Below are 22068 nucleotides of genomic sequence, written 5' to 3'. Positions count from 1 at the left end.
TCTGAAGTTATGTCCACAACGTACAGACGATCACGCGGTGGCCGCCTCGCGTCCACCCCTCACCGCCAGCGACATCTCAAACGGCGGCTGCCGTACTAGGATCGTGATCATGGAGATCCTGCGGTACGCCGCATTCAGTGCCGATCCGGCCGGCGGCAACCCGGCTGGTGTTGTGCTGGATGCCACCGGGCTCAGCGACGCAGAGATGCAGCGGATGGCGGCCGAGGTCGGGTACTCCGAAACGGCGTTCCTCGTGCCTGGCGGGGACAGGCAGTTCAAGGTGCGCTATTTCAGCCCGAAGGCAGAGGTCCCGTTCTGCGGCCACGCAACCATCGCATCGGCAGCTGCCTACGCCGAGCGGCACGGTCCGGGAGTCCTGCATCTGGATACCCGCGCCGGCCTGGTCGAGGTCTCCACCACGGTGCAGGCGGGCGGCACCACCACCGCCACGCTGATCAGCGTCGAGCCGCAAACCAAACCTGTCTCCGCCAGCGACCTCGCGGCGCTGCTCGGAGCGCTGCGTTGGACGTTGGACGACCTCGACGCGACGCTGCCGCCGCGGATCGCCTTCGCCGGGGCGTGGCATCCCATCGTGGCCGCCGGGAGCCGGCACCGCCTGGCCAACCTGGACTACGACATGGCGGCGCTGACCAGTCTGATGTCCCAGCGCGACTGGACAACCATCGACCTGGTCTACCGCGAGTCCGCGCTGGTGTTCCACGCGCGTAACCCGTTCCCTCCCGGTGGTGTTGTGGAAGACCCGGCGACCGGTGCGGCGGCCGCGGCGTTGGGTGGCTATCTACGCGAGCTGGGCCTGGTGGCGCCGCCCGCGACGGTCACCGTGCACCAGGGCCAGGACATGGGCCGTCCAAGCCTGCTCACCATCGAGATCCCCGCCCAATCCGGAACCGGGATCGCGGTGACCGGCGCCGCCGTTGCCCTTTCCTGACACCAGGCGAGCGGGTCTGACAGACCCGGCCGATGCCGCCAAGACTCGTCGTCGACGACCGGGCAATGCACTTTCAGCCACATGAGTACGGACGCTGCCGACCTCGGGTGATCCCGAACCGGCGCGGGCGCAGCTAGCGGCGGTTGATCTTCGCAAACAACGGGCGACGGTCAAACCAGTCAGCATCGAGTCCCCGGCCGGTCAACAACTCCACGGTGGCCATGGCGGTCTCCCAACCTGGCCTCCTCGAAGCACGCCTCCCCCGGGCGCGTACCGGTCACCGGCGGACCAGGGTAAAGCCGCCGGGCAGCACGGTGACCCGCAGCATGGCGGCCGGGTCGGTGCGCCGCGAGCGGAGCACTCCGGCCGAGTCGTACACCTCCACGGTGGCCGGTCCGGTGCCGCCGGCGGCGACCTCCGCCGTGCGGGGGGTCCGGGCCGCGCTGCGCAGCAGCGTTGTGCGCTGCCCGCCGCCGGCCAGGGTAAGCCGGGAGACCAGCGGCTCCAGCATGACGGCGTCTACGGTGGCGGAGCTTCCGGTCGTCGCCTCGGCGGTCAGTTCGGTGGCGTCGGCTGCGAGTTCCCCGGGCAGGGTGACCGGGAGCAGCGCGCCCGGCGCCGGTGAGTTGCCCTGGGCGCCGATGCGGGCGTGGTCGACCTGGCCGAGCGGCCCGGCGTCGCTGCGCCAGACGGTCCGGGCCGGTACGCCGGGGCGCAGGTCCACCACGGGCAGTACCAGCCGGGGCTGGTCGGCGGGCGAGAGTTGCCAGCGCAGTCCGGCCCCGGCGGGCAGGTCGACATAGCCGCCGCTGATCAGCGATTCGCCGGTCCACGCCGACGGCGGGGTGACCACGGTGGCGCCGCCGTGGCGGGCGGCGTGTTCGGCCTCGAGCAGCACCGTGCCGACCCGTTCGACGACCTCGGTGTGGCGCGCGAGTGCGACCAGTTCCGGCCGGGCGTCCAGGGCGAGCATGCTGAGCAGGGTGTGGATGGTGGACTCGGCACCGGAGTTCCGGTTGACCTGCCCGTCGCCGTTGATGCCGTCGATGGCCCGGCCGGTGTCGGGGTCGTAGCCGGGCGTCCCGGCCGGGTTGGCGCCGAAGTACCAGGCGGCGGCGAGGGCGGCGAGTTGCCCGAATCCGGTACGCCCGGCGGCGTCGGCGACGGCGAGCAGCGACTGCACCCGGGAGTCGACGCCATAGGCGATCTGGGACCGATCGGTGCGGGTGGGCAGCCGGCCATTGTCCGGGCCGCCGGAGGTGAGCAGCCACGGGGTGAAGACGGCGGAGTCGGTGACGGCGGGGTCCAGCAGGGTCCGGTCGCCGAGCGCCTGCGCGGCCCGGGCGAGCGCGGCCGGCATCTGGCCGCCCCAGCCGTGCCAGACCGAGCGGGACAGCGCCCAGGGCCGGACCGCGCCGAACGGCCATTCCCGCTTGTCGCCGTCGGCGAGGGCGGCGATGCCTTGGGCCAGTTGGCGCAGCGCTCGGCGGGCGGTGGCGCCGCCGCCCGCGTCGACATAGGCAGCCAGTCCGAGGACCGCTTCGGCGGTGGCGTCCGCGCCGTCGACGATCAGCCAGGCCGGGGTACGTTCCCCGTCGATGATCTGCCACTGGTCGTAGCGGACGAGCACCTGACGCTGCACGGCGGCGATCGCCAGGTCGAGGCGGGTACGCAGGAACCCGGCGAAGTCCGGGTCCGGGCCGCGGAACGCGGCGTACCCTTCGCCGAGCGCCCAGATGGTTCGGGCCAGCCAGTACGACGCGTCGCTGTCGGACGGGTCGGGCAGCTCCTTCGGCTCGGCGCTCGGGTTGAGCGTGCCGTCCGGCTGCATCCACAGCACCACGTTGCCCGTGTGCGGGCCCTCGGCGGTCTGCAGGTACGTCAAGCCGCGCAGGAGCTGGTAGGCGGCGTTACGGCTGGTAGCGGCCCCGGTCTGGTGCCAGTGCCGCAGGTAGACGACGGCGGCGCGGGAGATGTCGTCGGCGTTGTAGGCACCCTGCCCCCAGGTGTCGGTGTCCGGGTGGTAGGCGCCGCCGCCGACTCGGCGGTACGTCCCGTCCGGCCCGGGCTCGGCGTAGGTCCACAGCGCCCCGACAGCGGGGGTGTCGGCGAGCCGGTAGGTGGTGTGCCCGGGCTGGTCCGGCGGCGTGACGTCCTGCCGGAGGAAGTCCAGATGCGCGAGATTGGTCAGCGGGACCGCGGCGCTCCGCGGGGCTTCGGTGGCAGCGGCGGCCGGGGTGCCGGCCAGGAGCGGGGTGGTGGTGACGGCGAGGCCGCCCAGCAGCAGCGATCGGCGTTTCACGGGACCTCCTCGGTCAGGACGTGCAGACGGTGTGGTGTTCCGGGTACTGGCCTAGGTGGACGGTGCGGTCATCGCGGGCGGAGTGGGCGGCCGCGGCGGCGACGGTGACTGCCCTGACTCCCTCGGTGATGCTGGCGGCGGGCCGCTCACCGGTACGGACGCAGCGCACCAGGTCGTGCATGGCGGCACGCACGCTCTCGGCGTAGACGTACGGTTTGGCGGCTTCGCCGCCGAGGTCGAGGGTGATCCGGCAGCGGTGCGGCAGTTCCCGCGGCCGGCCCCGTTCCCGGGCGGGCGCCGGGCCCGCGTGCCGGTGCACCAGCACGGTGACGGCCGGGTCGCGCAACCGGTGGCCGTCGACGGCGAGCAGTTCCCCGGCCCGGGCGGGCAGGTGCTCGACCAGCGCGGCTCCGGCGTCGTCGGTCCAGAGGTTGATGGTGGCGCGCACCGGGATCCAGCCGGTTACCCGCGCTTCGGCGGCGCCGAAGTCGATCCGCATCAGTTGCCGCTCACAGCGGTGGGCGTGGCTGAAGCCGTGGGCGAAGGTCGCCAGCGCGCCGTTCGGGTACCGGGTGGTGGCGACCGCCAGATCGACCAGACTGCTGCCGGGACGCTGGCCGAGGATGCCCTGCACCGAGTCGGGGGTCGCGCCGATCAGAGCGTCCGCCGCGTCGAAGAAGTGCACGCCGTGCTCGACGAAGATGCCGCCGCTGACCCGCTCGTCCCAGAACCAGTGCTCCGGGCCGAGGTCCTCGTCGCTGGCGTCGTTCTCGAAGGCGAGCCGCCGGACCGGACCGAGCAACGGACAACCGGACGGCGCGGCGAACCGGGGGCCGCGCAGCCGGGCCAGCGCTCGCAGCACGGGGTTGTAGCGCAGCACGTGGTCGACCACCAGGACGCGGCCGGTGGCGGCGACCGCGTCCCGGATGGCGATGGCGTCGTCCTCCGTGGTCGCCAGGGGCTTCTCGGAGAAGACATGCCGGCCGGCGCGCAGCGCCGCGAGGGTGGTCTCCGCATGCCGGGCCGGCGGGGTGGCCACCACCACGACGTCCACGTCGTCGGCCGCGACCAGCGCCTGCCAGTCCGCCACCGCCCGCGCGGCGAGCGTCCCGGCCAGCCGCCCGGCCCGGTCGGTGTCGGGGTCGGCGACCACGGTGACCGTCACGTCCGGCAGGTCGCGCAGCGCGCCGCTGAGGAAGGTGGCGAAGCCGCCGGCCCCGACGACACCGAGGCGCAGCGCGGCCGGACCGGTCACCGGACCCACCCCGTCGGCACGGCCGGCTCGGTCACGGCCCGCTCGGTCACGGCCGGCCGGGCCCGGCCGCGCGGCTCACCGGACACGGTCGAGCCGGGCGACACCGATCTTGGCGTCGGCCATGCCGTAGAAGACGTACCGGACACCGTCCACCTCTTCGATCGCGGTCGGGAAGACCACGTTCGGGACCGTGCCCGAGCGCTCGTCCTCGGTCTCGGGCGCCAGGATCGGCTCGGCGGTGCGGGCCAGCACCCGGCCCGGGTCGGTCGGGTCGAACAGCATCGCCCCGGCCGCGTACTCGACCTTCTGGCTGCTGGGGTCGAAGCCGTCGGGAATGTGGCCGGTCACCCCGTGGTGGATGAGCAGCCAGCCCTCCGCCACCCGGACCGGCGGCGGGCCTGCACCGATCTTCAGCTCCTCGTAGGGGAACTCCGGCAGGGCGACGCAGCGATGGTCGCGGAGCCGGACCAGGGCGCCGATGTCGGCCTGTACCTCCTCGGCGGGGACGTAGGAGATCCAGATGCCGGGCCGCTCGTCCGTGATCCCGGCCGGCAGGTGCACCCCCTCACCCGGACGGAACCAGCCCAGGTCCCACATCGGCCGGTGCAGCATCGCGTAGCAGGGGCGGCCATCCGGGCCCGGCACCGGCTCGGGGAAGAAGACCGCGTCCTTGTTCGGGAAGAGGTTCAGGTCGGTGTCCAGCCCCGGCTGGTACGCGAACTGCACCGGACCGAGCCGCCGCCAGGTACGCAGGTCGGAGGAGACGGCCAGGGCCAGCCGTGGACCCAGCGGGCCGTAGGCGACGTACGTCATCAGGTGGCGGCCGAGGCCCGGCACCCAGGTGGTGCGCGGGTCCTCGACCCCGGCATTGTTCAACCCGCGCTCCCACCCCTCGTCGGGGGCGAGGACCACGCCGTGCCGGACCACCCCGGCCGGAATCCCGTCGCGGAACTCGACCTCGGCGAGCCCGACCCGGGAGACGTTCCCCTCGGCGACCAGCCGCGGCAGCAGGTGCAGCCTCCCGTCCGGGGTACGCCCGCTGGCCGGGTTGAGCACCCCCTCAGCTTCCAGCGGCTCCCCGGGCCGGGGCGCCATGACGACGCCGAGTCGGGTGAGGGTGTACGGGACGGCGGTGGAGACAGTCAACGGTTCAACCCTTTACACCAGATCCGATGTTGCTCGAGGTGAAGTGCTTCTGGAAGGCGACGAACAACGCCACCGCCGGGGCGGCGAGGACGCAGGCGCCGGCCAGGACTGCGCCGTACGGGTTGGCGGCCCGCCCGGCGACGTTGCTCAGGTAGTTGGCGAGCGAGACCGCCAGCGGCTGCATGTCGGTCTGCTTGGTGATCAGGAACGGCCAGAGGAACTCGTTCCACGGGCCGATGAAGGTCAGCAGCACCACGGTCAGGAGTGCCGGACGGACCAGGGGCAGCGCGACCGACCAGAGGATGCGCAGTTCGCTCGCGCCGTCCACGCGGGCGGCCGCGAAGAGGTCGTCCGGCAGTTGCAGGAAGAACTGCCGAAAGATGAAGACCGCCGTGGTGTTGATCACGAACGGCAGGATCATGCCGAGGTACGAGTCGGCCAGGCCGTAGCCGCGCACGATCAGCACATAGAGCGGGATCAGCAGGAGCTGGAACGGCACCACCTGGACCAGCAGGACCAGGCTGAACAGCGCGCCGCGGCCCCGGAAGCTGAGCTGCGCCAGCGCGTAGCCGGCGAGCAGGCCGAAGACGACTGTGCCGAGGATGACCCCGCCGGTGAAGATGCCGGAATTGACCAGCGACCGGAGCAGGTGGATCTCGGCGTTGATCTCCCGGTAGTTGTCGAGGGTGAGGCCGCCGGTGGGGAACGCCCCGGCCGGGGAGGTGTCCGGCTCGGCCTGCAGCGACCCGATGAACATGTAGTAGAAGGGGAAGAGGAAGGCCAGCGCGAAGCCGACCAGCGCCGCGGCCCGCAGCATTCGCCCGACGGTGCCAGGACGGCGGCGGGCCGCGGGCTCCACCGTGGTCGCGGTTCCGAGTGTGCCGATGGTACGGGTCGACATGTCAGGACCTCTCCAGCAGTCGACGGTTGATCATCGATACGGCGACGACACCGATGACGAGCAGCACGCCAATCGCCGCCGCCACGTCCGGGGCGCCCTGCTCGATGCCGCGCTGGTACATCAGCAGCACTGGAGAGGTGGAGGCGCCGTTCGGGCCGCCGCCCCCGGTCAGCAGGTAGGGCTCGGTGAAGAGATTCGCGCCGGTGATGGTCGCCAGGATCACCACCAGGGTGGTGGCCGGGCGGACCGCCGGTACGGTCACCGAGCGGAACCGCTGCCAGGCGGTCGCCCCGTCCACCGCCGCCGACTCGTACAGCTCCTTCGGGACGTTCTGCAACGCGGCGAGGTAGAGCAGGATGAAGAGGCCCAGCTGCTTCCAGGCCACGAAGACCGCGATGAGCGGCATCGCGAGGGTCTCGTTGACCAGCCAGGACGGTTCCGGGGCGAGCGGGCCGAGGATCGTGTTGACCAGGCCGCCCGAGCTGAACAGGAACAGCCAGACCCCGACCACGGCGACGCTGGCGGTCACATAGGGCACGTAATAGGCGACCCGCAGGAAGATGCGCCCCCGGATGGCCTGGTTGAGCGCCACAGCGAGGGTGAGCGCCAGCACCGCGGTGAGCGGGACGTTGACCAGCAGGAACACCAGGATATTGCCGAACGCCTGCCGTACCCCCGGGTCGCCGAGCACCGCCCGGTAGTTCTCCAAGCCGACGAAGGGACGCTCGACCTGGGCTCCCGGCGCGGCGAAAAAGTAGTCGTGGAAGCTCATCCAGACCGCGAACCCGAACGGGTACGCGAAGACCAGCACGAGGTACGCGGCGTACGGCGCGATCAGAGCCAGCCCGACCGGGTGACGGCCCAGCAGGGCCGTCACCCGTCGGCTGCCGGGGCGCGGGTGCGTACCCCGGGTCAGATGGACGGTCATCGCTGGCCGGCTAGCCCGTCGACCTTCTTCGCGGCGTCGCCGAGAGCGTCGGCCACCGGCCGCTTGCCGAAGATCACCGACTCCGAGTACGCGTCCCGGAATGTCTGCCAGATGGTGATGGAGTTCGCCACGTTCGGCACCTCGACGGTGCGCCCAGCCTGGTCGGCGAAGGTCTGGTAGGCCGGGTTCTTCGCGAAGTAGTCCGGGTAGGTCGAGGGCAGGTCGGCCCGCAGCGGCATCTGACCGGTGGCCGCCAGCAGGGCGCCGTCCTGCTCCTTGCTGGTGGCGAACTTCAGCACCTCCCACGCGGTGGCGCGGTTCTTGCAGGCCGAGTACATGGCGACGTTCTTGGCGTCGCTGAAGGTCTTGACCTCGGCCGCGGGCTTGCCCGTGGAGGTCGGTACCGGGGCGGCTCCCCACTTCACCTTCTGGCCGTACACCGCGATCGCCCACGGGCCGACGATGGCCATCGCGGCCTTGCCGTCGGCGAACGAGTCGCCGTTGTACTTCTCCTTCGGCGCGAGGCCCTCGTCGTAGAGCTTCTTCCAGAACTCCGCGACCCGCACCCCTTCGGGCGAGTTGAACTGGGCCTTGCCGTTCTCGACCAGTTGCTTGCCGCCGGTCTCCGCGGCGAACAGCGGGTAGTAGTCGAACCACGACTGGAAGAACTCGCTGCTCGGGGCCGGGTAGATCGCGGCCGGCGCGGCGCCGGACGACTTGATCTTGCGAGCGGTGGCGAGGAAGTCGTCGTACGTGGACAGCGGCGGGTTCTCCGAGTCAACGCCGGCCTTCGCGAGGATCGCCTTGTTGTAGAAGATCATCACGGGGTTGGACTTCCAGGGCAGCTGGTAGAACTTGCCGTCGGGGGACTTGTACTGGTCGGCGGCGGCACCGGTGCGCTGCTTGATGTAGTCGGCGGCGCCGTCGAAGTCGTCCAGCGCGACCAGCCCGCCCTGCTTCTGGAACTGCGGTACGGCGGCCGGGGCGGTGTTGAAGATCAGGCAGGGCGCGTTCCCGGCGGTGATGGCGGCGCCGATGACCTCCTCGGAGGACTTGCCGGCCGGGATCTCCTGGGCGGTGATCTTCTGGTCGGCGTGCTGGCCGTTCCACGCCTCGACCATCGCGTTACCCCAGGTCAGCTCCTCCTTGTTGTTCGACAGCCAGATGGTGATCGGCCCCTTGGCCGGGGAATCGGCCTTGGAGTCGGCACCGCCGTCACCGCAGGCCGCGGTGAGGCCGAGGGAGAGGACGAGGAACGCGGCGGGGACGGTACGTCTCATATCGGTCTCCGATCTCGACTGCCGTAACGTTCGACCGACCGGGCCGAGGCGATTGCCCGGGCGACGGGTCACGGCGGTGGGTGTGGTGTGGGTGGTGGTGGAGCGGTGGAGGCGCGGACGACGAGCTGCGCGGGCGGCATATCGACGTCCGCGCCGCCGTTGCCGTCGATGAGGTCGAGCAGGGTACGGGCGGCGGCGCCGCCCCAACCCGACGGATCGGTCCGGACGCTGGTCAGCGCCGGACTGATGTGGGCGGCCAGTTCGGTGTCGTCGAACCCGGTGACCGAGAGCCGGCCCGGCACGTCGAGACCACGTTCCCGGGCCACGGCCATGCCGGCCATCGCCATCACGTCGTTGGCGTAGATGATCGCGGTCGGCGGATCGGCAAGGTCGAGCAGCTGGTGGGTGGCCCGGGCCCCGCCGGCCGCCGAGAAGTCGGAGGGCACGCAGGGACCGGGCGGCAGGCCGGCATCCCGCAGCGCGTGCTCCCAGGCGTCCCGCCGTGCCGCGCCGTGCAGGAAGTGGTTCGGGCCGGCGACGTGCGCGACATGCCGGTGCCCCAGCTCCACCAGATGTCGTACCGCGGCGGCGATCCCCGGCCGATCATCGACGAGCACCGCCGGAAACGGACTGGCCACGTCGGGACGGCCGAGGGTGACGGCAGGCAGCCGCAGTTCCTCCAGCAGGGCGATCCGCGGATCGGCGACCCGCAGGTCGAGCAGGAAGACCCCGTCCACCCGACCGTCGGCGGCCAGCCGCCGGTAGCCGTCCTCCTCCGCCCGCTGGCTGGTGACCACCTGGAGAACCAGTGCCTGGTTCCGCTCGGCCAGGACTCGCTCCACCCCGGCGATAAAAGCCGGGAAGAACGGATCGGCGCCGAGCAGCTCGGGCGGGCGGGCAAGGACCAGGCCCACGGCGAACGCCCGGGAGGTGGAAAGGGCCCGGGCCCGGTGGCTCGGGGTCCAGCCCAGATCCTTCGCCACCGCCAGGATCCGCTGGCGGGTCTCCTCCGCTACCCCGGGCCGACCGTTGAGGGCGAAGGAAACGGCTCCCTTGGAGACTCCGGCGGCACGGGCAACGTCGGTGATCGTCGGCCGAGCTTGTCTCACCACCCCGGCCTCCTTCCGGTACCTGCCAGATCGTGGAGCCAACCACCCGTTGCTAAACCGGTTTTGGAGCATGCTAGACCGGTTTAGCAACCAGAATCAATGCCTTCCTCGGATCACAGTCAGTGGCAGTTGTCGTTTCCTCCGGCGGCTCATACCTGTCGCGCCCGGTCCGGCAGCGGCCGCCGAGCCCATGACGCGGCACGGCAATCCCCAGACGGGCGGGTGACGCAGCCGAGGGCTCCTGGATGCAGCGCCCAGGCCAGCCGCCGGACCCGAACACTCGTCTGCCAGCACCAGTGACCCCTTCGGACGCGGCGAAGAGGTCACCGAGCAGGAAGCCCTGGTCAGGGGCGGTGCCGGTGAGATTGATCTTCCAGAGAGCAGGGCGAGTCCGGACTGACAGACAGACGCACGCAGAAGCGGCACCTATGACCTGGCCGCATCGCCGGTGCGCCCAGCCATCGACTTGGTCTGACGTTGCTCCGCGCCCACGCGCCGCGGGGGCGACCACTTCGGCCTTCTCTGGGCGGTCACGCTGGCCCGATCGCCCACATCGCCGCAGGTCAGCGCCCTGTCCCCTGCCCGGACTCGGTGAGCACTTAGGACGCGGTGTCCACTTCGCCAACCTGCACCCAATCTGCGCCCACATGCAAGGCCAGGCCATCCAGCGACTACTTGCCGCCGAGACCTGCGCGGGCGCCGGCGTAGCGGCGCATTGTTGCCGCGAGCGTCCACCATGTACGCATGGACTCCGACCAGGCCTCGATCAACTTGGTGGCGATCATCATCTCGATCGCGGCCCTCGGCATCTCATCCTTTCTGACACTGAGACAGGCAACGTTGGCCCGGCAGGCCAACCAGATCTCGGTCTTCGTCGATCTGCTGAGTGAGGTCCGCAGCGCGGACTTTCGCCGGAGGGAGCAGGCCGTGTGGCAGAACCTGCCACAGCACACGGCCGCCAGCGGCTTCGACCAACTTCCCGACGAGGATCGCGTCAACGCCGAAGTGGTTTGCTCGTACTATTCGGCGCTGGCGTACTGCATCGCCATCGGCGTACTGGATCATGATCTGGCCGTGGCCCCGATCCGGTCTCGACTGATCGCGACCTGGGAGGCGGTGCATCCGTTTGTGACAGGCGAACGCGAAAGAGCGGACCACGGGTACTTCAGTCTCCTCGAGGACTTCGTCACGCAGGCCAAGAAGACAGACATCCGGCGGGCGGAAGAGCGCCTCAGTCGCAGGGCGTTCCCGGATCTGCGCCCCATCCGGCGTCCCTCGAGAACGCTCCGCCTCTCTTGGCCAGGCGTACGGGCTGACCCGCCGGGTGCGGGCCCGGCCACGGGTCGGGGAGATGGAGATGGGTCTGGTGCGGCTGTGGTGGACACCGGTGTATAGTTGCCGCGTTTTCCAGGCCCGTGCATGGTGGCCCGTTCGGGTCCCGCTGCGAACACTTGCTGAAGGGCGCTGAATGCGAATGCGCGCTAGGCAGAGCGAGACGCCTGTCCGCGTCTCGCCCCATCGTTCCGCGGCCACGGCGTCAACCGGGTCGCCGCGCGTCGTCGAGGCCGCGGATTTGTGCCAGGAATTGATCGAAGCCCTGGCGGCCGGCACGATCGACGGGATCCGTGTGCCGGACGCGCTCGGGCCAGAGGCGTTCAGCGCCGCGACCGCCGCGCTCGACCATATCCAGTTCTCGACGTACGACCGGGCCCGCGTCTTTCCGCCTGTTGCGAGATTCGGCGTCTCCATCAACGATCACCGAGTTGACGGCCTGATCGCGGACACCTATTGGGGCGAGGTCGACGCCGCGCGCAGGGAATGGTCTCGGCTCGACTTCCACCCCGATCCGTTCGAGGCGTGCCGAAGGCTCATCGGCGACGCCTGGCCGTTCGGCGTTGAAGTCGGTCGCCGCGGGGATGCGGCGTTCAGTCCTGGCGTCATCCGTGAAATCAACAACGGGCTCCAGGTGCATTTCGATGACGCAAATCTGGAGCACGCGAAAGACGTCTTCGACGTGGGGCTGGTCAGCCAGTTCGCATTCAACCTCTACCTGACCGTGCCGCCGACCGGCGCTGAACTTGTGATCTGGCGCCACCGGAGGCAGGGGGGCGACGAAGCCCACCTGATTCCTGGCAGTTACGGCTATGACGAGGCTGTGGTGGCTGGCATGAATCCGACAGTGATCCAGCCGCGGGCCGGCGAAGCAATTCTCTTCGATCCGCGCAACTTTCATACGGTTCGGCCAGCCGGGCGGGGCCGCCGCGTGTCGATCGGCTTCTCCGTTGGCCTGGCGGAGACCGGCAATCTGGTGGTCTGGGCTTAGCTGGTTCGCTGGCGCTGGGCCGGTGGCGGACGCAGACGTGCCGGCTCGGTGGGCCCGGCGAGGATCACGTCGCCAAACCGCTTGCCTACGAACTCCGAACAGAATGATCTAGGCGGACGCACAGATCTGTCCCTCGTGGACGATCAACTACAGCCGCAAAGAGTTAGGAGTTCTAAGCGGCCCTCCGGATTCATCGACCCAGGTTCACCAGACCTGGCTCCGGCCGCCGGAACCACCTCGGCGGGTCGATCGACGGGAAGCCCTGACCATGGGCCCGGCGGGGAGACCGGCGAGGCAGCGGACGCTGCAGCGGCGGGTAGGCACCGTGCGACGGGTTGCCACTACGATGAGGACGCCTTGCCGAAGTGGACAGTCGGGCCCGCCGCGTCCGGCCCGGCAGACATCAGAGCCGATGGAGGCACCTGTGAGCAGCGAAGAGTCGAGATTCTCGCCGGTCGCCGCGGAGCTGGCGTCATCGCGGATCGACACGTCGGTGGCGCATCCGGCCCGCCGATATAACTACTGGCTCGGCGGCAAGGACAACTTCCAGGCCGACCGGGAGTCCGGCGACGCGATCGCCGCCGCCTTCCCCGCCGTCCGCATCGCCGCGTTGGAAAACCGCTACTTCCTGCGCCGCGCCGTGTCCTTCCTGGCCGAAGAGGCGGGGATCCGTCAGTTCCTCGACATCGGCACCGGAATCCCGACCGCCAACAACACTCACGAAGTCGCACAGTCCATCGCCCCGCATTCGCGGATCGTCTACGTCGACAACGACCCGATCGTGCTGTCCCACGCCCGCGCCTTGCTCACCAGCTCTCCCGAAGGCGCCACGGCCTACATCGACGCGGACCTGCGCGAGCCGGAGAAGATCCTCAATCATCCGGACCTGTTGCGCACCCTGGACCTGTCCCAACCGGTGGCGCTGATGCTGATCGCGATCACGCACTTCATGGTCGACTCCGAGGACCCGTACGGGATCGTGAGCCGGCTGCTCGACGCGCTGCCATCGGGCAGTTATTTGGCTGTCAGCAACGTGACCACTGATCTCATGCCGCCAGAGGAAAAGAGGGCGGCCGACGCCGCTGCCGCCAGCGGCCGGCACGGCCCGATCCGGTTCCGCAGTCGCGATGAGTTCGCCCGCTTCTTTGACGGGCTCGAGCTGGCGCCTCCGGGGATCGGTCCGGTGGCGGAGTGGCGGGCCGAAAACGAGCCGCAGCCGCGCCCGTCCGCCGCCGAGGCTTCCGTCTACGGAGGCGTCGCCCGCAAACCCTGACCGACTCGGCACCGTAGAGATGCTGCTTCGTTGGCATCCTGAACGGGTCTCCCGGCCGTGTGCGTTGCCCTTGGCGAGAACATCATCCGCCCAGGTCGGAGCAGCTGTAAGCGGATCTTGACCGGGCGGCAGGAGCCGGGTCCTCTCCCGACTGTCTCTCCCCCATGCGCGGCATGATGATCGACTGTGCTGCTTCGACCAGCCTATCTCGGTGTGACGAAGGCAGTCGCGTTGCTGCGGCTGCTTTCGATAAGCGACCGAGAGGCTGAATGATCGAGATAGCGCGGGCCCAGATTCGTCCTCTGCCTCAGTCAAGTCTCCAAGCTGTGGTCTGAGTGGAGACAGCCACAGACATCCGGGCCGACATCGCGCGCGAAGTCGGGGTGTCTGCTCTCACCAATCGCCGCGGAGGCCTGGCACCTTCACGACGATAAACTCGCTGTCGTCCGCGCGGCCGGGGTTGCGCCCTGCGTTGGGGAAGTTGTCGTCACAGGCGAGAAGTAGTTGGTTGCCTGCGATCTGATGGATCGCCTCGATCGACTCGCACGTCACGCGGTACGGGTTGCCCAGTCCGACGTCGCCGGTGTGGACGGAGGGCAGGGAAACCAGGTCCGGGTCGGGCACGGCCGCCAGGTCGACCGCCTCCGCCTTCATCAGGGACCCGCCCGCATCGAGGTCGGCGAGGTTGACGACGTACACCCTGCGGAACAGCGCATTCAGCCCAAGACCGCCGTCTCGCTCGACCACGACAAGGTGGTGCCGGTCGAGGGCCGCCAGATCCGACACGAAGTAGCCCGGCTGCTCGGTCTGATACCGCCAGACCCGCCCCGTGAAAGACTCCTCGCGCACGCTGAACTCGAAGACGTAACGCCGCGTGGTGCCGAGTTCAGCCACCGTGGCGCCCTCCAGGGCCGGGTACAGGTACCCGCCGTCCGGGCTGATGGCCAGGGCCTCGAAGCCGCGGCTGTTCGGCTGAGTTGCCGCCGCTCCCCCGAGGTGGGGGTTGTTGGGCGACCGCAGTCCGCCAGGCGCCGCGAAGGGCGGGTCGAGCAGTTTGCCGGTGGCATCGAAGTGTAGAAGCCACGGCCCGAACTCGTCGCCGACCCACAAATCCCCGTCAGCGCCCTTCTGAAGGGACTCCGGATCGATGTCGCCGCCGGTCAGCGGTCGGTCGGTCGTGCCCTCGTTGACAATAGTGAAGCCGATCAGGCGGTCGGGGTCACGGAACTCGATGAACTCGTCCAGATCGACGTCGACTTCCCCGCTGCCACCCTTGGCGGTCTTGAAGTCCGGCCGGATGTAGTAGGCGCGGATGAGAAAGTCCTTCGAGTTCGCCTTGGCACCGAACCCGTTGTCCGGCATGGCGAGATACTCCCCTGGGCGTCGGCCGGTGACCACCGCCGAGAATCCCTCGACCGGCTGCGACGGCAGCGGGAATGTGATCCCGTTGACGGTCCCGGAAGGTAGCAGAGTCCCGGAGGGTGGGCCGGGGGCGTACGTCTCGACCGGTAGCACGGCGCGACCAAGCAGCGTCGGTTGTGACCTTCCGTTGTCATCACCGTATGCGCCACCGGAAGGGACCGCCACCGTCGTCGCGAGCGCGGCGGCGATGAATGTGGATAGTCGCCTGATCATCATCGGCTCCTCTGCACGGCATGAACCGCTCGTGAGAACGCACCAACGCCATGTCCCGGGTACGCGTCGCCGAGGTCCGACGCTCACCCGGGACCGACTCGTCGTTCAGCGTGGCGCAGCTGGGAACGCCTGGCAATCCGCTCGACGACGCATTTGCATGGACGAACGTTCCGTCCGCTCCCGGCCGCGATCGCGCAGTTTGGCGCCATGGGCTCGACCACCTCGATCTTGTCTGACCCTCCTGCCTTGATCTTCCCGAATGACTGCCTTTTTCTGGCCGCAGCTGCTGCGACAGGTGACCGGCTGTGGTGGGCGTGGAGAGCAGAAGATCGGATAGAGGAGCAATTGACAGATCCTTGCCGCGGCCTCGTTTGAGGCGTTGTGCAGCTCGGTGGAATGCGGCCCCAGGTCCGTGGGCGCGATGCGAGCGTTGGCGCGGGGTATGGGTCGCGGCTGACTTACGCAGCATGGAGCGTCAATGCCCGAGGCGGACCTCGATCTCCAGCTCGACGTCGTCGCGGACCTTGAGCGCGCCGAGAAAGGCCGAGTACGGCTTGATCCCGTACGCCGACTGGGTCACCACCGTCGTGGCGCAGTACCGATCGGGCGCCATTTCGCGCACCTCGACGTCGATGGGGGCGCTCACCCCGTGCAGCATGAGAGTGCCGCTGATGATGGCGGAGTTTTCGCCGGCGACGATCCGGGTGGACTCGAAGGTGGCCTTCGGGTGGCGATCGACGTCCAGCGTCCGCCGGGCGTTGTTCTCGATCTCGCCCTGGTCCTTGTCGGTCAGCGGTCGCGCGCCTCCGGTGCCCTCCCGTACCGTCAAGGACCCCAGCTCCACGCGGGCAGTCGCGGTGGCATCCGCCGGCCCGGTCTCGGGAACATTGATCTCCGCCGTCCAGTCGGTCACCTCGATGGTCAGATCGTGGCCGACGGTCGAGCCGACACCCTTGCGGCCCGTGCGCAGCAGCATGCGCCCGTTGTCCGGGCCGAACCGAAACCGGCCGGTGCTGATCGCCATCCGCCCAGCGTAGGCGAAAGACCAGTGCCCACGTGGTCGCTGCCCGAAGAGTGATGGGATATGGAGTGGGCTTCGTTGCGTTCTACCATGCCGGCATGCCGACACACCTGAGCCTGGACGATCACCTTGCGGCTCTCGTCCGCAGCGGCGCCGCTCTGCGCGAGGCGGCTGCCGCTGCCGGGTTCGACGCAGCGGTCCCCACGTGTCCCGGCTGGGATGTCACCGAGCTGGTGACCCATCAGGGCATGGTGCACAGATGGGCGGCGGCGAACCTGCGCGGCGACACCGACCACGACACGTCAGCCTCACAAGCCGAGGGCAGGGCCGCCGCCGATGTGCTCGGCTGGTACTCGGACGGCGTCGCCGCCCTGGTCGATACGTTGCGGGTGACAGCGGAGGAAGCCCAGGCGATGGTGTTCCTCAAGGACGCCCCACCGCCGCGCCGATTCTGGGCTCGGCGCCAGGCCCACGAGACGACGATCCACAGCGTTGACGCGATCTCGGCTGCCCGTGGACAGTGGCCGAGAGCGTCGGACGTGGACATCGATCCGGCGCTGGCCGCCGACGGGATCGATGAGCTTCTGACCGGCTTCATCACCCGAGGGACGGGCCGGCTCCACTCGGCCGAGCCGTACACCGTGCTGGTGCGGACCGACGACACCGGTCATGCCTGGACGGTACGGATCAGCGAAGGCCCCATCGTGACGAGACCGGGCGAGGCCGATCGGGCGGACGTGGTGTTCTCCGGCACCGCGGTGCAGGTGTACCTGAGCCTCTGGAACCGGGCCGACGAGATCACAACGGAGGGCCGATCCGACGTCGTCAACCTGTGGCGATCAAAGATCCAGGTTCGCTGGAGCTGATGTCGGATCGTCCTCGACCGGGATCTGAACGCCGCACGCAATCTCGGCGCGCTCGCGTGTCGCGAACCGACAGAGTTTGCGCTGAGGTCCTGGCCTGACCAGGGATGGAGTCATTGCTTCGTGGTCATCGTCCGGTCTTCCTTTGGCGCAGAAATCGCGCCCGGTCAGAGCCACCGCGGGAGTTCGGGCACGGGCTCCTCGCCGGTGCTGGTGACGCCGGGCGCCGGGCGGCCGGAGAGGTATGCCGTGAGACCGGCGACGGTGCTGATCACTGGGATGGAGTCGCCGACGCCGGAGACGGCCCAGGTACCGCGGTGATCGGTGGCGGTGAGGGTGAGCGCGGGACCGTCGCCGGCGGCGGACCGCTTCGCGGCAATGTCGTCGAGCAGGGCGGCGAGGAAGTCGGCCGGCAGGTCGTCGAAGCCCACCCCGGCGCTGAGGTCGACGGCATGGACCATGACCTCGCGGGCCCGCATCCACGGGATCTCCTCGGCAGGGACGGTGCGGCCCTGGGCGGTGCGGACCTGCCAGCGCCACTGCTGCTCGTCCAGCTCAGCCAGCCGCGCGTGGAGGGTCTCGGCGGACCGCATCGCCCAGGCGCGCAGCTCGGCCGCCGGCCGGGTGGCGCCGGCGTCGATGTCCGCGTCGCGCTGCTGGGCCGAGGAATACATCGGCGTCTCCTCGCCGGTACGCGCCCAGCGCGCCAGGTTGACCAGCGCGTCGGCGTTGGCGGCGACGTGGGCCAGCAGGTGCTTGCCGGTCCAGCCGGCGAGCACGGTCGGCTGGTCCAGCCGGTCGTCCGGCAGGGCGGCCAAGGCGGCGAAGAATGTGTTGCTGCCCTGAACCATCCAGCGCAGGCTGTCCGCCCGGGTACGGTCGGCGGCCATCAGGCGACCGTCTCGACTACGGCCTTGGCCTCGGACCGGCCCAGTCCGGTGATCTCGGTGGTCAGGACGCTGCCGTCGGCGAGGTACCGGGCGGGCTTGCGGGCGTGGCCCACTCCGCCTGGGGTGCCGGAGGCGATGACGTCGCCCGGGTTGAGCGTGACGATCGTGGAGATGTACCGCACCAGGGCGACCGGGTCGAACACGAGATCCGAGGTGTCGGCCTGCTGAACCACCTCACCATCGACGGTTCCGGTGAGGGTGAGCGAGGGCCGGGTGCCGCCGGGCAGCTCGTCGGGGGTGACCAGGTACGGGCCGAAGGGCGTGCTGGCCTCCCACGTCTTGCCCTGCAGCCACATGTGGCTGCGGTACTGCCAGTCGCGCATGGTGACGTCGTTGAGGACGGCGAAGCCGGCAATGGCATCGTCCGCGGCGTCGGTGGCGCGGCGTACGGTCCTGCCGATGACGATCGCGAGCTCAGCCTCCCAGTCGACCTGGTCGGACTCGGGTGGCAGCCGGATCTCGTCGTAGGCGCCGATGAGCGCCTCGGGGTACTTGGCAAACAGGGTCGGGTACTGCGGAAGGTCCCGCCCCATCTCGAGGATGTGGTTGCGGTAGTTCAGACCGACGCAGATGATCTTGCCGGGCCAGGGCACGACCGGCGCGTACCCGACGGCCTGAACCGCGGGCCCCTCCGTCCGGGCCGCGTGCTCGGGCCAGTCCGGCCGGGCCAGCAGCTCGCCGACGTTGGCGAGGCCGAGGTCGACCAGCGCCTCTCCCTGCACCCGGACGGCCCGGGTGGCGCCGTCGGCGGTACGGATGGTGGCGAGCTTCATGCGTTCTGTCCTTCCACGTGGACACGGTCCAGGTGCAGCGCCTCGAAGATCGGGCTGTCGCTGAATCGGAAGAGATCGAGAGCGGCCGAGTCGGAGTCGGACGCCGAGGCCTCGGACCTGGCCGAGAAGGGCACCCAGGACGGGACGACGAAAAGGTCACCGCGGCTGACGGACCAGGACGCGTCGCCGACCGTGACCCGTCCGCTGCCGTCGAAGACCTGGTATACCGAGGAGCCGGCCTCGCGGCGGGGCGCCGTCTCGGCGCCGCGGCGGATGCGGTGCATCTCCGCCCGGATGGTCGGCAGCACGTCGCCCCCGCTCGTGGGGTTGGCATAGCGGACCGCGGCGTGACCCGGCTCGACTGTCCCGGCGTAGCCCTCGGCCTCCAGTTCGAGCTGGTCGGTCAGCGCCCGGTCGGTGTCCACCCAGCGGTAGGCCAGCAGCGGCGTGCCAGGCTGCTGGCCCGGGGCCGAGACGGGGCGCAGGCCGGGGTGGCCCCAGAGTCGCTCGGAGCGGGAGCGGTCGGGGGTGGTGCGCTCGGCCGGGCTGATCTCGTTCCGGCCGAATTCGAAGAACTGCGACTCGGTAAGGTACTGGAAGGGGATGTCCAGGCCGTCGATCCACGCCATCGGCTTGTCCGCCGCGTTGTGGTGGGCGTGCCAGTTCCAGCCCGCCTGCGGCAGGAAGTCCCCGCGACTCATGGCCACCGGATCGCGGCCGACCACGGTCCAGACCCCCTCGCCCTCGACGACGAAGCGGAAGGCGTGCTGGGTGTGCCGGTGCTCCGGGGCGTCCTCGCCCGGCATCAGGTACTGGATCGCCGCCCACAGCGTCGGCGTGGCGAACGGGCGGCCGCCCAGCGCCGGGTTCGCCAGCGCGATCGCCCGCCGCTCCCCGCCCCGGCCGACCGGTACCAGGTGCCCGGCCCGATCCGCCAGGGCCACCAGGCTGTCCCACCGCCACAGGTGGGGGACCGCCTTGGACCGTGGATGCGGCGGCATCAGGTCCCCGATCTCCGTCCACAGCGGAACCAGCAGCTCCTGCTCGAAGCCGTGGTACAGCTCCTGGAGCGCCGCCGACGGCGTCGGCTGATCCGGCGAGTCGACCACGGTCAGGCGCACCGGCGACGTCACGATGTCGGTCATCTCTGGCTCCTTCTCAATGGCATGGCTGGGCGGTCATAGCTGCTTCGCCGATTTCCCGAGCTTCTCTGTGCGCACCGCTCGGGCAGTGGATCGACCAGATCAGTCGCCGGTGCGCAGGACCTCCGGCGAGAAACCGGCGATCTCCTTGTAACGCCGCGAGATCGCTTCCAGCTCGGCCTGGCTGATCACATCCTCGATGCGATCGAACGGTTGGTCCTTGGTGCGCTCCCACACCTCGCGGATGATCACGTCGGGCGGCGTGCTGCGGTTGGTGCGCACCACCTGGGCGGTGGCCGGCAGCCGCTGGTCGGCGTACGCCTGGAGAGCGGCCTGCGGGTCGCCGATGGTCGACAGCGACCGGCGCAGCACTCGCGCGTCGACAATCGCCTGTCCGGCCCCGTTGGACCCGCGCGGCACCATCGGGTGTGCCGCGTCGCCGAGCAGCGTCACCCGGCCGAAGGTCCAGCGGTCCAGCGGATCCTGGTCGACCATGGGGTACTCCAGCACCTGCTCGGTGCCGCGCAGCAACGCGGGCACGTCGAGCCAGTCGAAGTGCCAGTCCGCGAAGGCGTCGAAGAAGTCCTCCAGCCGGCCCTGGCGGCCCCAGTCACGCTCGACCTGGCGCGGCGTCTCGATCTCCGCGACCCAGTTGATGAGCTGGTTGCCCTGCCCGTCGACGTTGTCGCGGATCGGGTAGATGACCATCTTCCCGCGGTCCAGCCAGCCTGCGCGGATCATGCTCGCGCCGGTCAGGATCGGCCGTGCGACCGTGGTGCCGCGCCACATGTTGATGCCGGAGTACCGCGGCAGCCCTTCGTCGGGGTGCAGTTGCGCGCGGATCGCCGAGTGGATCCCATCGCAGGCCACCACGGCACTCGCCGCAACAGTGGGCAGCTCGGCGCCGGTGCTGGAACTGCGGAACCGCACCTGTGCGCTCCGGTCGTCCTGGGTCACACCGGTGCAGCGGTGGTCGAGGACGACAGCGTCCGGACCCAGCCGCTCGCGTACCGCCTGCAGCAGTACCTGCTGCAGGTCACCCCGGTGGACGGAGAACTGCGGGTAGTCGTACCCCGCGAACCGACCGCTCGGCTCGCGGTAGATGAGCTGACCGAACCGGTTGTAGAAGACGGACTCGCGGGTCGTCACCGCGACCCTGGCGAGCTCGGACTCCAGGCCCAGCTGGCACAACACCCGGGAGGCGTGCGGCAGGATGTTGATACCCACGCCGAGCGGGCGGATCTCGGGTACGGCCTCGTAGACGCGGCACGGGATGCCGGCGTCGTGCAGCTCGAGGGCGAGCACCAGGCCACCGATTCCGGCGCCGATGATGAGCACGTCGTCGCCGCTGTGGAGAGCGTTCATTCCTTTTCCTCCCGACAGACGTTGAGGCACTCGCCGAGGCCTTCGATGACGGTCCGTAGGGTCTGCCCGGGTGCCAGGAAGACCTTCGGGTTGCGGGCCGCGCCGACCCCGCCCGGTGTGCCCGTGGCGATCAGATCGCCCGGGCGGAGCGTGGTGAACTGGCTGATGTAGGCGACGGTGGCCGCAGGGTCGAAGAGCAGGTCCGAGGTGCGGCTGCGCTGCATGAGGACGCCGTCGACCTCACAGCGCAGCTCCAGGTCCCGGGCATGGTCGATCTCGTCGGGCGTGACCAGGAACGGCCCGACCGGCGTGCTCCGCTCGAACGCCTTGCCCTGCAGCCACTGCGTCGTCCGCCACTGCCAGTCCCGCATCGAGACGTCGTTGATGACGGTGTAACCGGCGATGGCATCGCGTGCCTGCTCCCGGGTCGCCCGGCGCAGCGGGGTGCCGATGACGACCCCCAGCTCGGCTTCCCAGTCGACCTCCGCGCTTGTGGCGGGCAGTACGACCTCGTCGCGAGCGCCGATGAGCGTGTCGGCGAACTTCGCGAACAGCGTCGGGTGCTGGGGCAGCTCGCGCCCCATCTCGAGGATGTGCGTGCGATAGTTCAGTCCGACGCAGAGAATCTTCGATGGACTGGTGACGACCGGGGCGAAATCGACGTCCTCGACGGGCACCGGCTCGCCGGCCGGCGGGATCCGACCGATGTCCGGCAACTCAGCCGCGGCGAGCAGCGCGCCCACGTCCGGATAGTCGAGCGGGACGGCGACATCGTTCTCGACCCGGGCCGCTCGGGTGCCAGCAGCCGTTCGGATGGTGGCGAGACGCATTGCTTCAGGTGCCTCCTTTGGCG

Annotated in this window: 19 protein-coding genes; 5 read left to right on the top strand and 14 right to left on the bottom strand. The window is 69.8% G+C overall.

Annotated features, from left to right (window positions below; translation table 11 throughout):
- Positions 1 to 109: 109 nt before the first annotated feature.
- The gene (locus ACFYOS_RS26335; RefSeq protein ID WP_387146961.1) at positions 110 to 949 is read left to right on the top strand and encodes a PhzF family phenazine biosynthesis protein; all 840 of its coding nucleotides are present in this window, start codon (positions 110 to 112) and stop codon (positions 947 to 949) included.
- Between the two features lie 277 nt (positions 950 to 1226).
- On the opposite strand, the gene ACFYOS_RS26330 is transcribed toward ACFYOS_RS26335, so the two are convergent.
- From ACFYOS_RS26330 to ACFYOS_RS26300, 7 genes are all read right to left on the bottom strand, one after another.
- A complete protein-coding gene (locus ACFYOS_RS26330; protein WP_387146958.1) occupies positions 1227 to 3251 on the bottom strand; it encodes a hypothetical protein in 2025 nt (674 codons plus the stop codon).
- Between the two features lie 13 nt (positions 3252 to 3264).
- Positions 3265 to 4506 carry a Gfo/Idh/MocA family protein gene (locus ACFYOS_RS26325; protein ID WP_387146955.1) on the bottom strand — a complete coding sequence of 414 codons (1242 nt, stop codon included), beginning with the start codon at positions 4504 to 4506 and terminating at the stop codon, positions 3265 to 3267.
- A gap of 75 nt (positions 4507 to 4581) precedes the next feature.
- A complete protein-coding gene (locus ACFYOS_RS26320; protein WP_387146952.1) occupies positions 4582 to 5652 on the bottom strand; it encodes a hypothetical protein in 1071 nt (356 codons plus the stop codon).
- 4 nt (positions 5653 to 5656) lie between these two features.
- Positions 5657 to 6553, bottom strand: coding sequence for a carbohydrate ABC transporter permease (locus tag ACFYOS_RS26315; RefSeq protein WP_387146950.1), 897 nt, complete (start codon positions 6551 to 6553; stop codon positions 5657 to 5659).
- Between the two features lies 1 nt (position 6554).
- Positions 6555 to 7481: a carbohydrate ABC transporter permease gene (locus ACFYOS_RS26310; RefSeq protein ID WP_387146947.1), complete on the bottom strand. Its 927-nt coding sequence runs from the start codon at positions 7479 to 7481 to the stop codon at positions 6555 to 6557.
- Positions 7478 to 8761, bottom strand: a complete 1284-nt coding sequence (locus ACFYOS_RS26305) for an extracellular solute-binding protein (protein ID WP_387146944.1) — start codon at positions 8759 to 8761, stop codon at positions 7478 to 7480. Before ACFYOS_RS26305 ends, ACFYOS_RS26310 begins: the two co-directional genes overlap by 4 nt.
- Before the next feature lie 68 nt (positions 8762 to 8829).
- Complete coding sequence (locus ACFYOS_RS26300) at positions 8830 to 9873, bottom strand: LacI family DNA-binding transcriptional regulator (protein WP_387146941.1); 1044 nt, start codon at positions 9871 to 9873, stop codon at positions 8830 to 8832.
- Between the two features lie 741 nt (positions 9874 to 10614).
- Here ACFYOS_RS26300 and ACFYOS_RS26295 point away from each other — a divergent pair.
- From ACFYOS_RS26295 to ACFYOS_RS26285, 3 genes are all read left to right on the top strand, one after another.
- On the top strand, positions 10615 to 11265 hold the full coding sequence (locus ACFYOS_RS26295) for a hypothetical protein (protein WP_387146938.1): 651 nt from the start codon (positions 10615 to 10617) through the stop codon (positions 11263 to 11265).
- A 73-nt stretch (positions 11266 to 11338) separates the two neighbouring features.
- Entirely contained in the window at positions 11339 to 12193 is an 855-nt protein-coding gene (locus ACFYOS_RS26290; protein WP_387146935.1) for a hypothetical protein, read from the top strand.
- A 412-nt stretch (positions 12194 to 12605) separates the two neighbouring features.
- Complete coding sequence (locus ACFYOS_RS26285; RefSeq protein ID WP_387146933.1) at positions 12606 to 13466, top strand: SAM-dependent methyltransferase; 861 nt, start codon at positions 12606 to 12608, stop codon at positions 13464 to 13466.
- Between the two features lie 393 nt (positions 13467 to 13859).
- Here ACFYOS_RS26285 and ACFYOS_RS26280 read toward each other — a convergent pair whose 3' ends face one another.
- Together ACFYOS_RS26280 and ACFYOS_RS26275 are read right to left on the bottom strand one after the other, a co-directional pair.
- Positions 13860 to 15101, bottom strand: coding sequence for an esterase-like activity of phytase family protein (locus ACFYOS_RS26280; protein ID WP_387146930.1), 1242 nt, complete (start codon positions 15099 to 15101; stop codon positions 13860 to 13862).
- A gap of 475 nt (positions 15102 to 15576) precedes the next feature.
- Positions 15577 to 16125 (bottom strand): YceI family protein, encoded by a 549-nt coding sequence (locus ACFYOS_RS26275; RefSeq protein WP_387146927.1) that lies wholly within the window; start codon positions 16123 to 16125, stop codon positions 15577 to 15579.
- A gap of 95 nt (positions 16126 to 16220) precedes the next feature.
- On the opposite strand from ACFYOS_RS26275, the gene ACFYOS_RS26270 reads away from it, so the two are divergent.
- Complete coding sequence (locus ACFYOS_RS26270; RefSeq protein ID WP_387146924.1) at positions 16221 to 16988, top strand: maleylpyruvate isomerase family mycothiol-dependent enzyme; 768 nt, start codon at positions 16221 to 16223, stop codon at positions 16986 to 16988.
- Between the two features lie 164 nt (positions 16989 to 17152).
- On the opposite strand, the gene ACFYOS_RS26265 is transcribed toward ACFYOS_RS26270, so the two are convergent.
- The 5 genes from ACFYOS_RS26265 to ACFYOS_RS26245 all read right to left on the bottom strand — a co-directional run bounded on the left by ACFYOS_RS26265 (position 17153) and on the right by ACFYOS_RS26245 (position 22045).
- Complete coding sequence (locus tag ACFYOS_RS26265; protein ID WP_387146921.1) at positions 17153 to 17875, bottom strand: maleylpyruvate isomerase family mycothiol-dependent enzyme; 723 nt, start codon at positions 17873 to 17875, stop codon at positions 17153 to 17155.
- Entirely contained in the window at positions 17875 to 18708 is an 834-nt protein-coding gene (locus ACFYOS_RS26260) for a fumarylacetoacetate hydrolase family protein (protein ID WP_387146918.1), read from the bottom strand. The genes ACFYOS_RS26265 and ACFYOS_RS26260 overlap by 1 nt, the downstream gene beginning before the upstream one ends.
- The gene (locus tag ACFYOS_RS26255; RefSeq protein WP_387146915.1) at positions 18705 to 19853 is read right to left on the bottom strand and encodes a cupin domain-containing protein; all 1149 of its coding nucleotides are present in this window, start codon (positions 19851 to 19853) and stop codon (positions 18705 to 18707) included. The genes ACFYOS_RS26260 and ACFYOS_RS26255 overlap by 4 nt, the downstream gene beginning before the upstream one ends.
- Positions 19854 to 19952: 99 nt before the next feature.
- Positions 19953 to 21215 carry a flavin-dependent oxidoreductase gene (locus ACFYOS_RS26250; RefSeq protein WP_387146913.1) on the bottom strand — a complete coding sequence of 421 codons (1263 nt, stop codon included), beginning with the start codon at positions 21213 to 21215 and terminating at the stop codon, positions 19953 to 19955.
- Positions 21212 to 22045: a fumarylacetoacetate hydrolase family protein gene (locus tag ACFYOS_RS26245; protein ID WP_387146909.1), complete on the bottom strand. Its 834-nt coding sequence runs from the start codon at positions 22043 to 22045 to the stop codon at positions 21212 to 21214. The genes ACFYOS_RS26250 and ACFYOS_RS26245 overlap by 4 nt, the downstream gene beginning before the upstream one ends.
- Positions 22046 to 22068 lie beyond the last annotated feature (23 nt).

Source organism: Micromonospora sp. NPDC005806, from assembly GCF_042871425.1.
Lineage (GTDB): Bacteria > Actinomycetota > Actinomycetes > Mycobacteriales > Micromonosporaceae > Micromonospora.
Note: the sequence above shows the minus strand (reverse complement) of the source record. Positions and strands in the feature narration are given on the sequence as shown.

Excerpts from the sequence above, each read along its gene's own strand:
- ACFYOS_RS26335 (WP_387146961.1), top strand. The coding sequence starts at position 110 with ATGGAGATCCTGCGGTACGCCGCATTCAGTGCCGATCCGGCCGGCGGC.
- ACFYOS_RS26315 (WP_387146950.1), bottom strand. The coding sequence starts at position 6,553 with ATGTCGACCCGTACCATCGGCACACTCGGAACCGCGACCACGGTGGAG.
- ACFYOS_RS26310 (WP_387146947.1), bottom strand. The coding sequence starts at position 7,481 with ATGACCGTCCATCTGACCCGGGGTACGCACCCGCGCCCCGGCAGCCGA.
- ACFYOS_RS26305 (WP_387146944.1), bottom strand. The coding sequence starts at position 8,761 with ATGAGACGTACCGTCCCCGCCGCGTTCCTCGTCCTCTCCCTCGGCCTC.
- ACFYOS_RS26295 (WP_387146938.1), top strand. The coding sequence starts at position 10,615 with ATGGACTCCGACCAGGCCTCGATCAACTTGGTGGCGATCATCATCTCG.
- ACFYOS_RS26290 (WP_387146935.1), top strand. The coding sequence starts at position 11,339 with ATGCGAATGCGCGCTAGGCAGAGCGAGACGCCTGTCCGCGTCTCGCCC.
- ACFYOS_RS26285 (WP_387146933.1), top strand. The coding sequence starts at position 12,606 with ATGGAGGCACCTGTGAGCAGCGAAGAGTCGAGATTCTCGCCGGTCGCC.
- ACFYOS_RS26280 (WP_387146930.1), bottom strand. The coding sequence starts at position 15,101 with ATGATCAGGCGACTATCCACATTCATCGCCGCCGCGCTCGCGACGACG.
- ACFYOS_RS26275 (WP_387146927.1), bottom strand. The coding sequence starts at position 16,125 with ATGGCGATCAGCACCGGCCGGTTTCGGTTCGGCCCGGACAACGGGCGC.
- ACFYOS_RS26270 (WP_387146924.1), top strand. The coding sequence starts at position 16,221 with ATGCCGACACACCTGAGCCTGGACGATCACCTTGCGGCTCTCGTCCGC.
- ACFYOS_RS26265 (WP_387146921.1), bottom strand. The coding sequence starts at position 17,875 with ATGGCCGCCGACCGTACCCGGGCGGACAGCCTGCGCTGGATGGTTCAG.
- ACFYOS_RS26260 (WP_387146918.1), bottom strand. The coding sequence starts at position 18,708 with ATGAAGCTCGCCACCATCCGTACCGCCGACGGCGCCACCCGGGCCGTC.
- ACFYOS_RS26255 (WP_387146915.1), bottom strand. The coding sequence starts at position 19,853 with ATGACCGACATCGTGACGTCGCCGGTGCGCCTGACCGTGGTCGACTCG.
- ACFYOS_RS26250 (WP_387146913.1), bottom strand. The coding sequence starts at position 21,215 with ATGAACGCTCTCCACAGCGGCGACGACGTGCTCATCATCGGCGCCGGA.
- ACFYOS_RS26245 (WP_387146909.1), bottom strand. The coding sequence starts at position 22,045 with ATGCGTCTCGCCACCATCCGAACGGCTGCTGGCACCCGAGCGGCCCGG.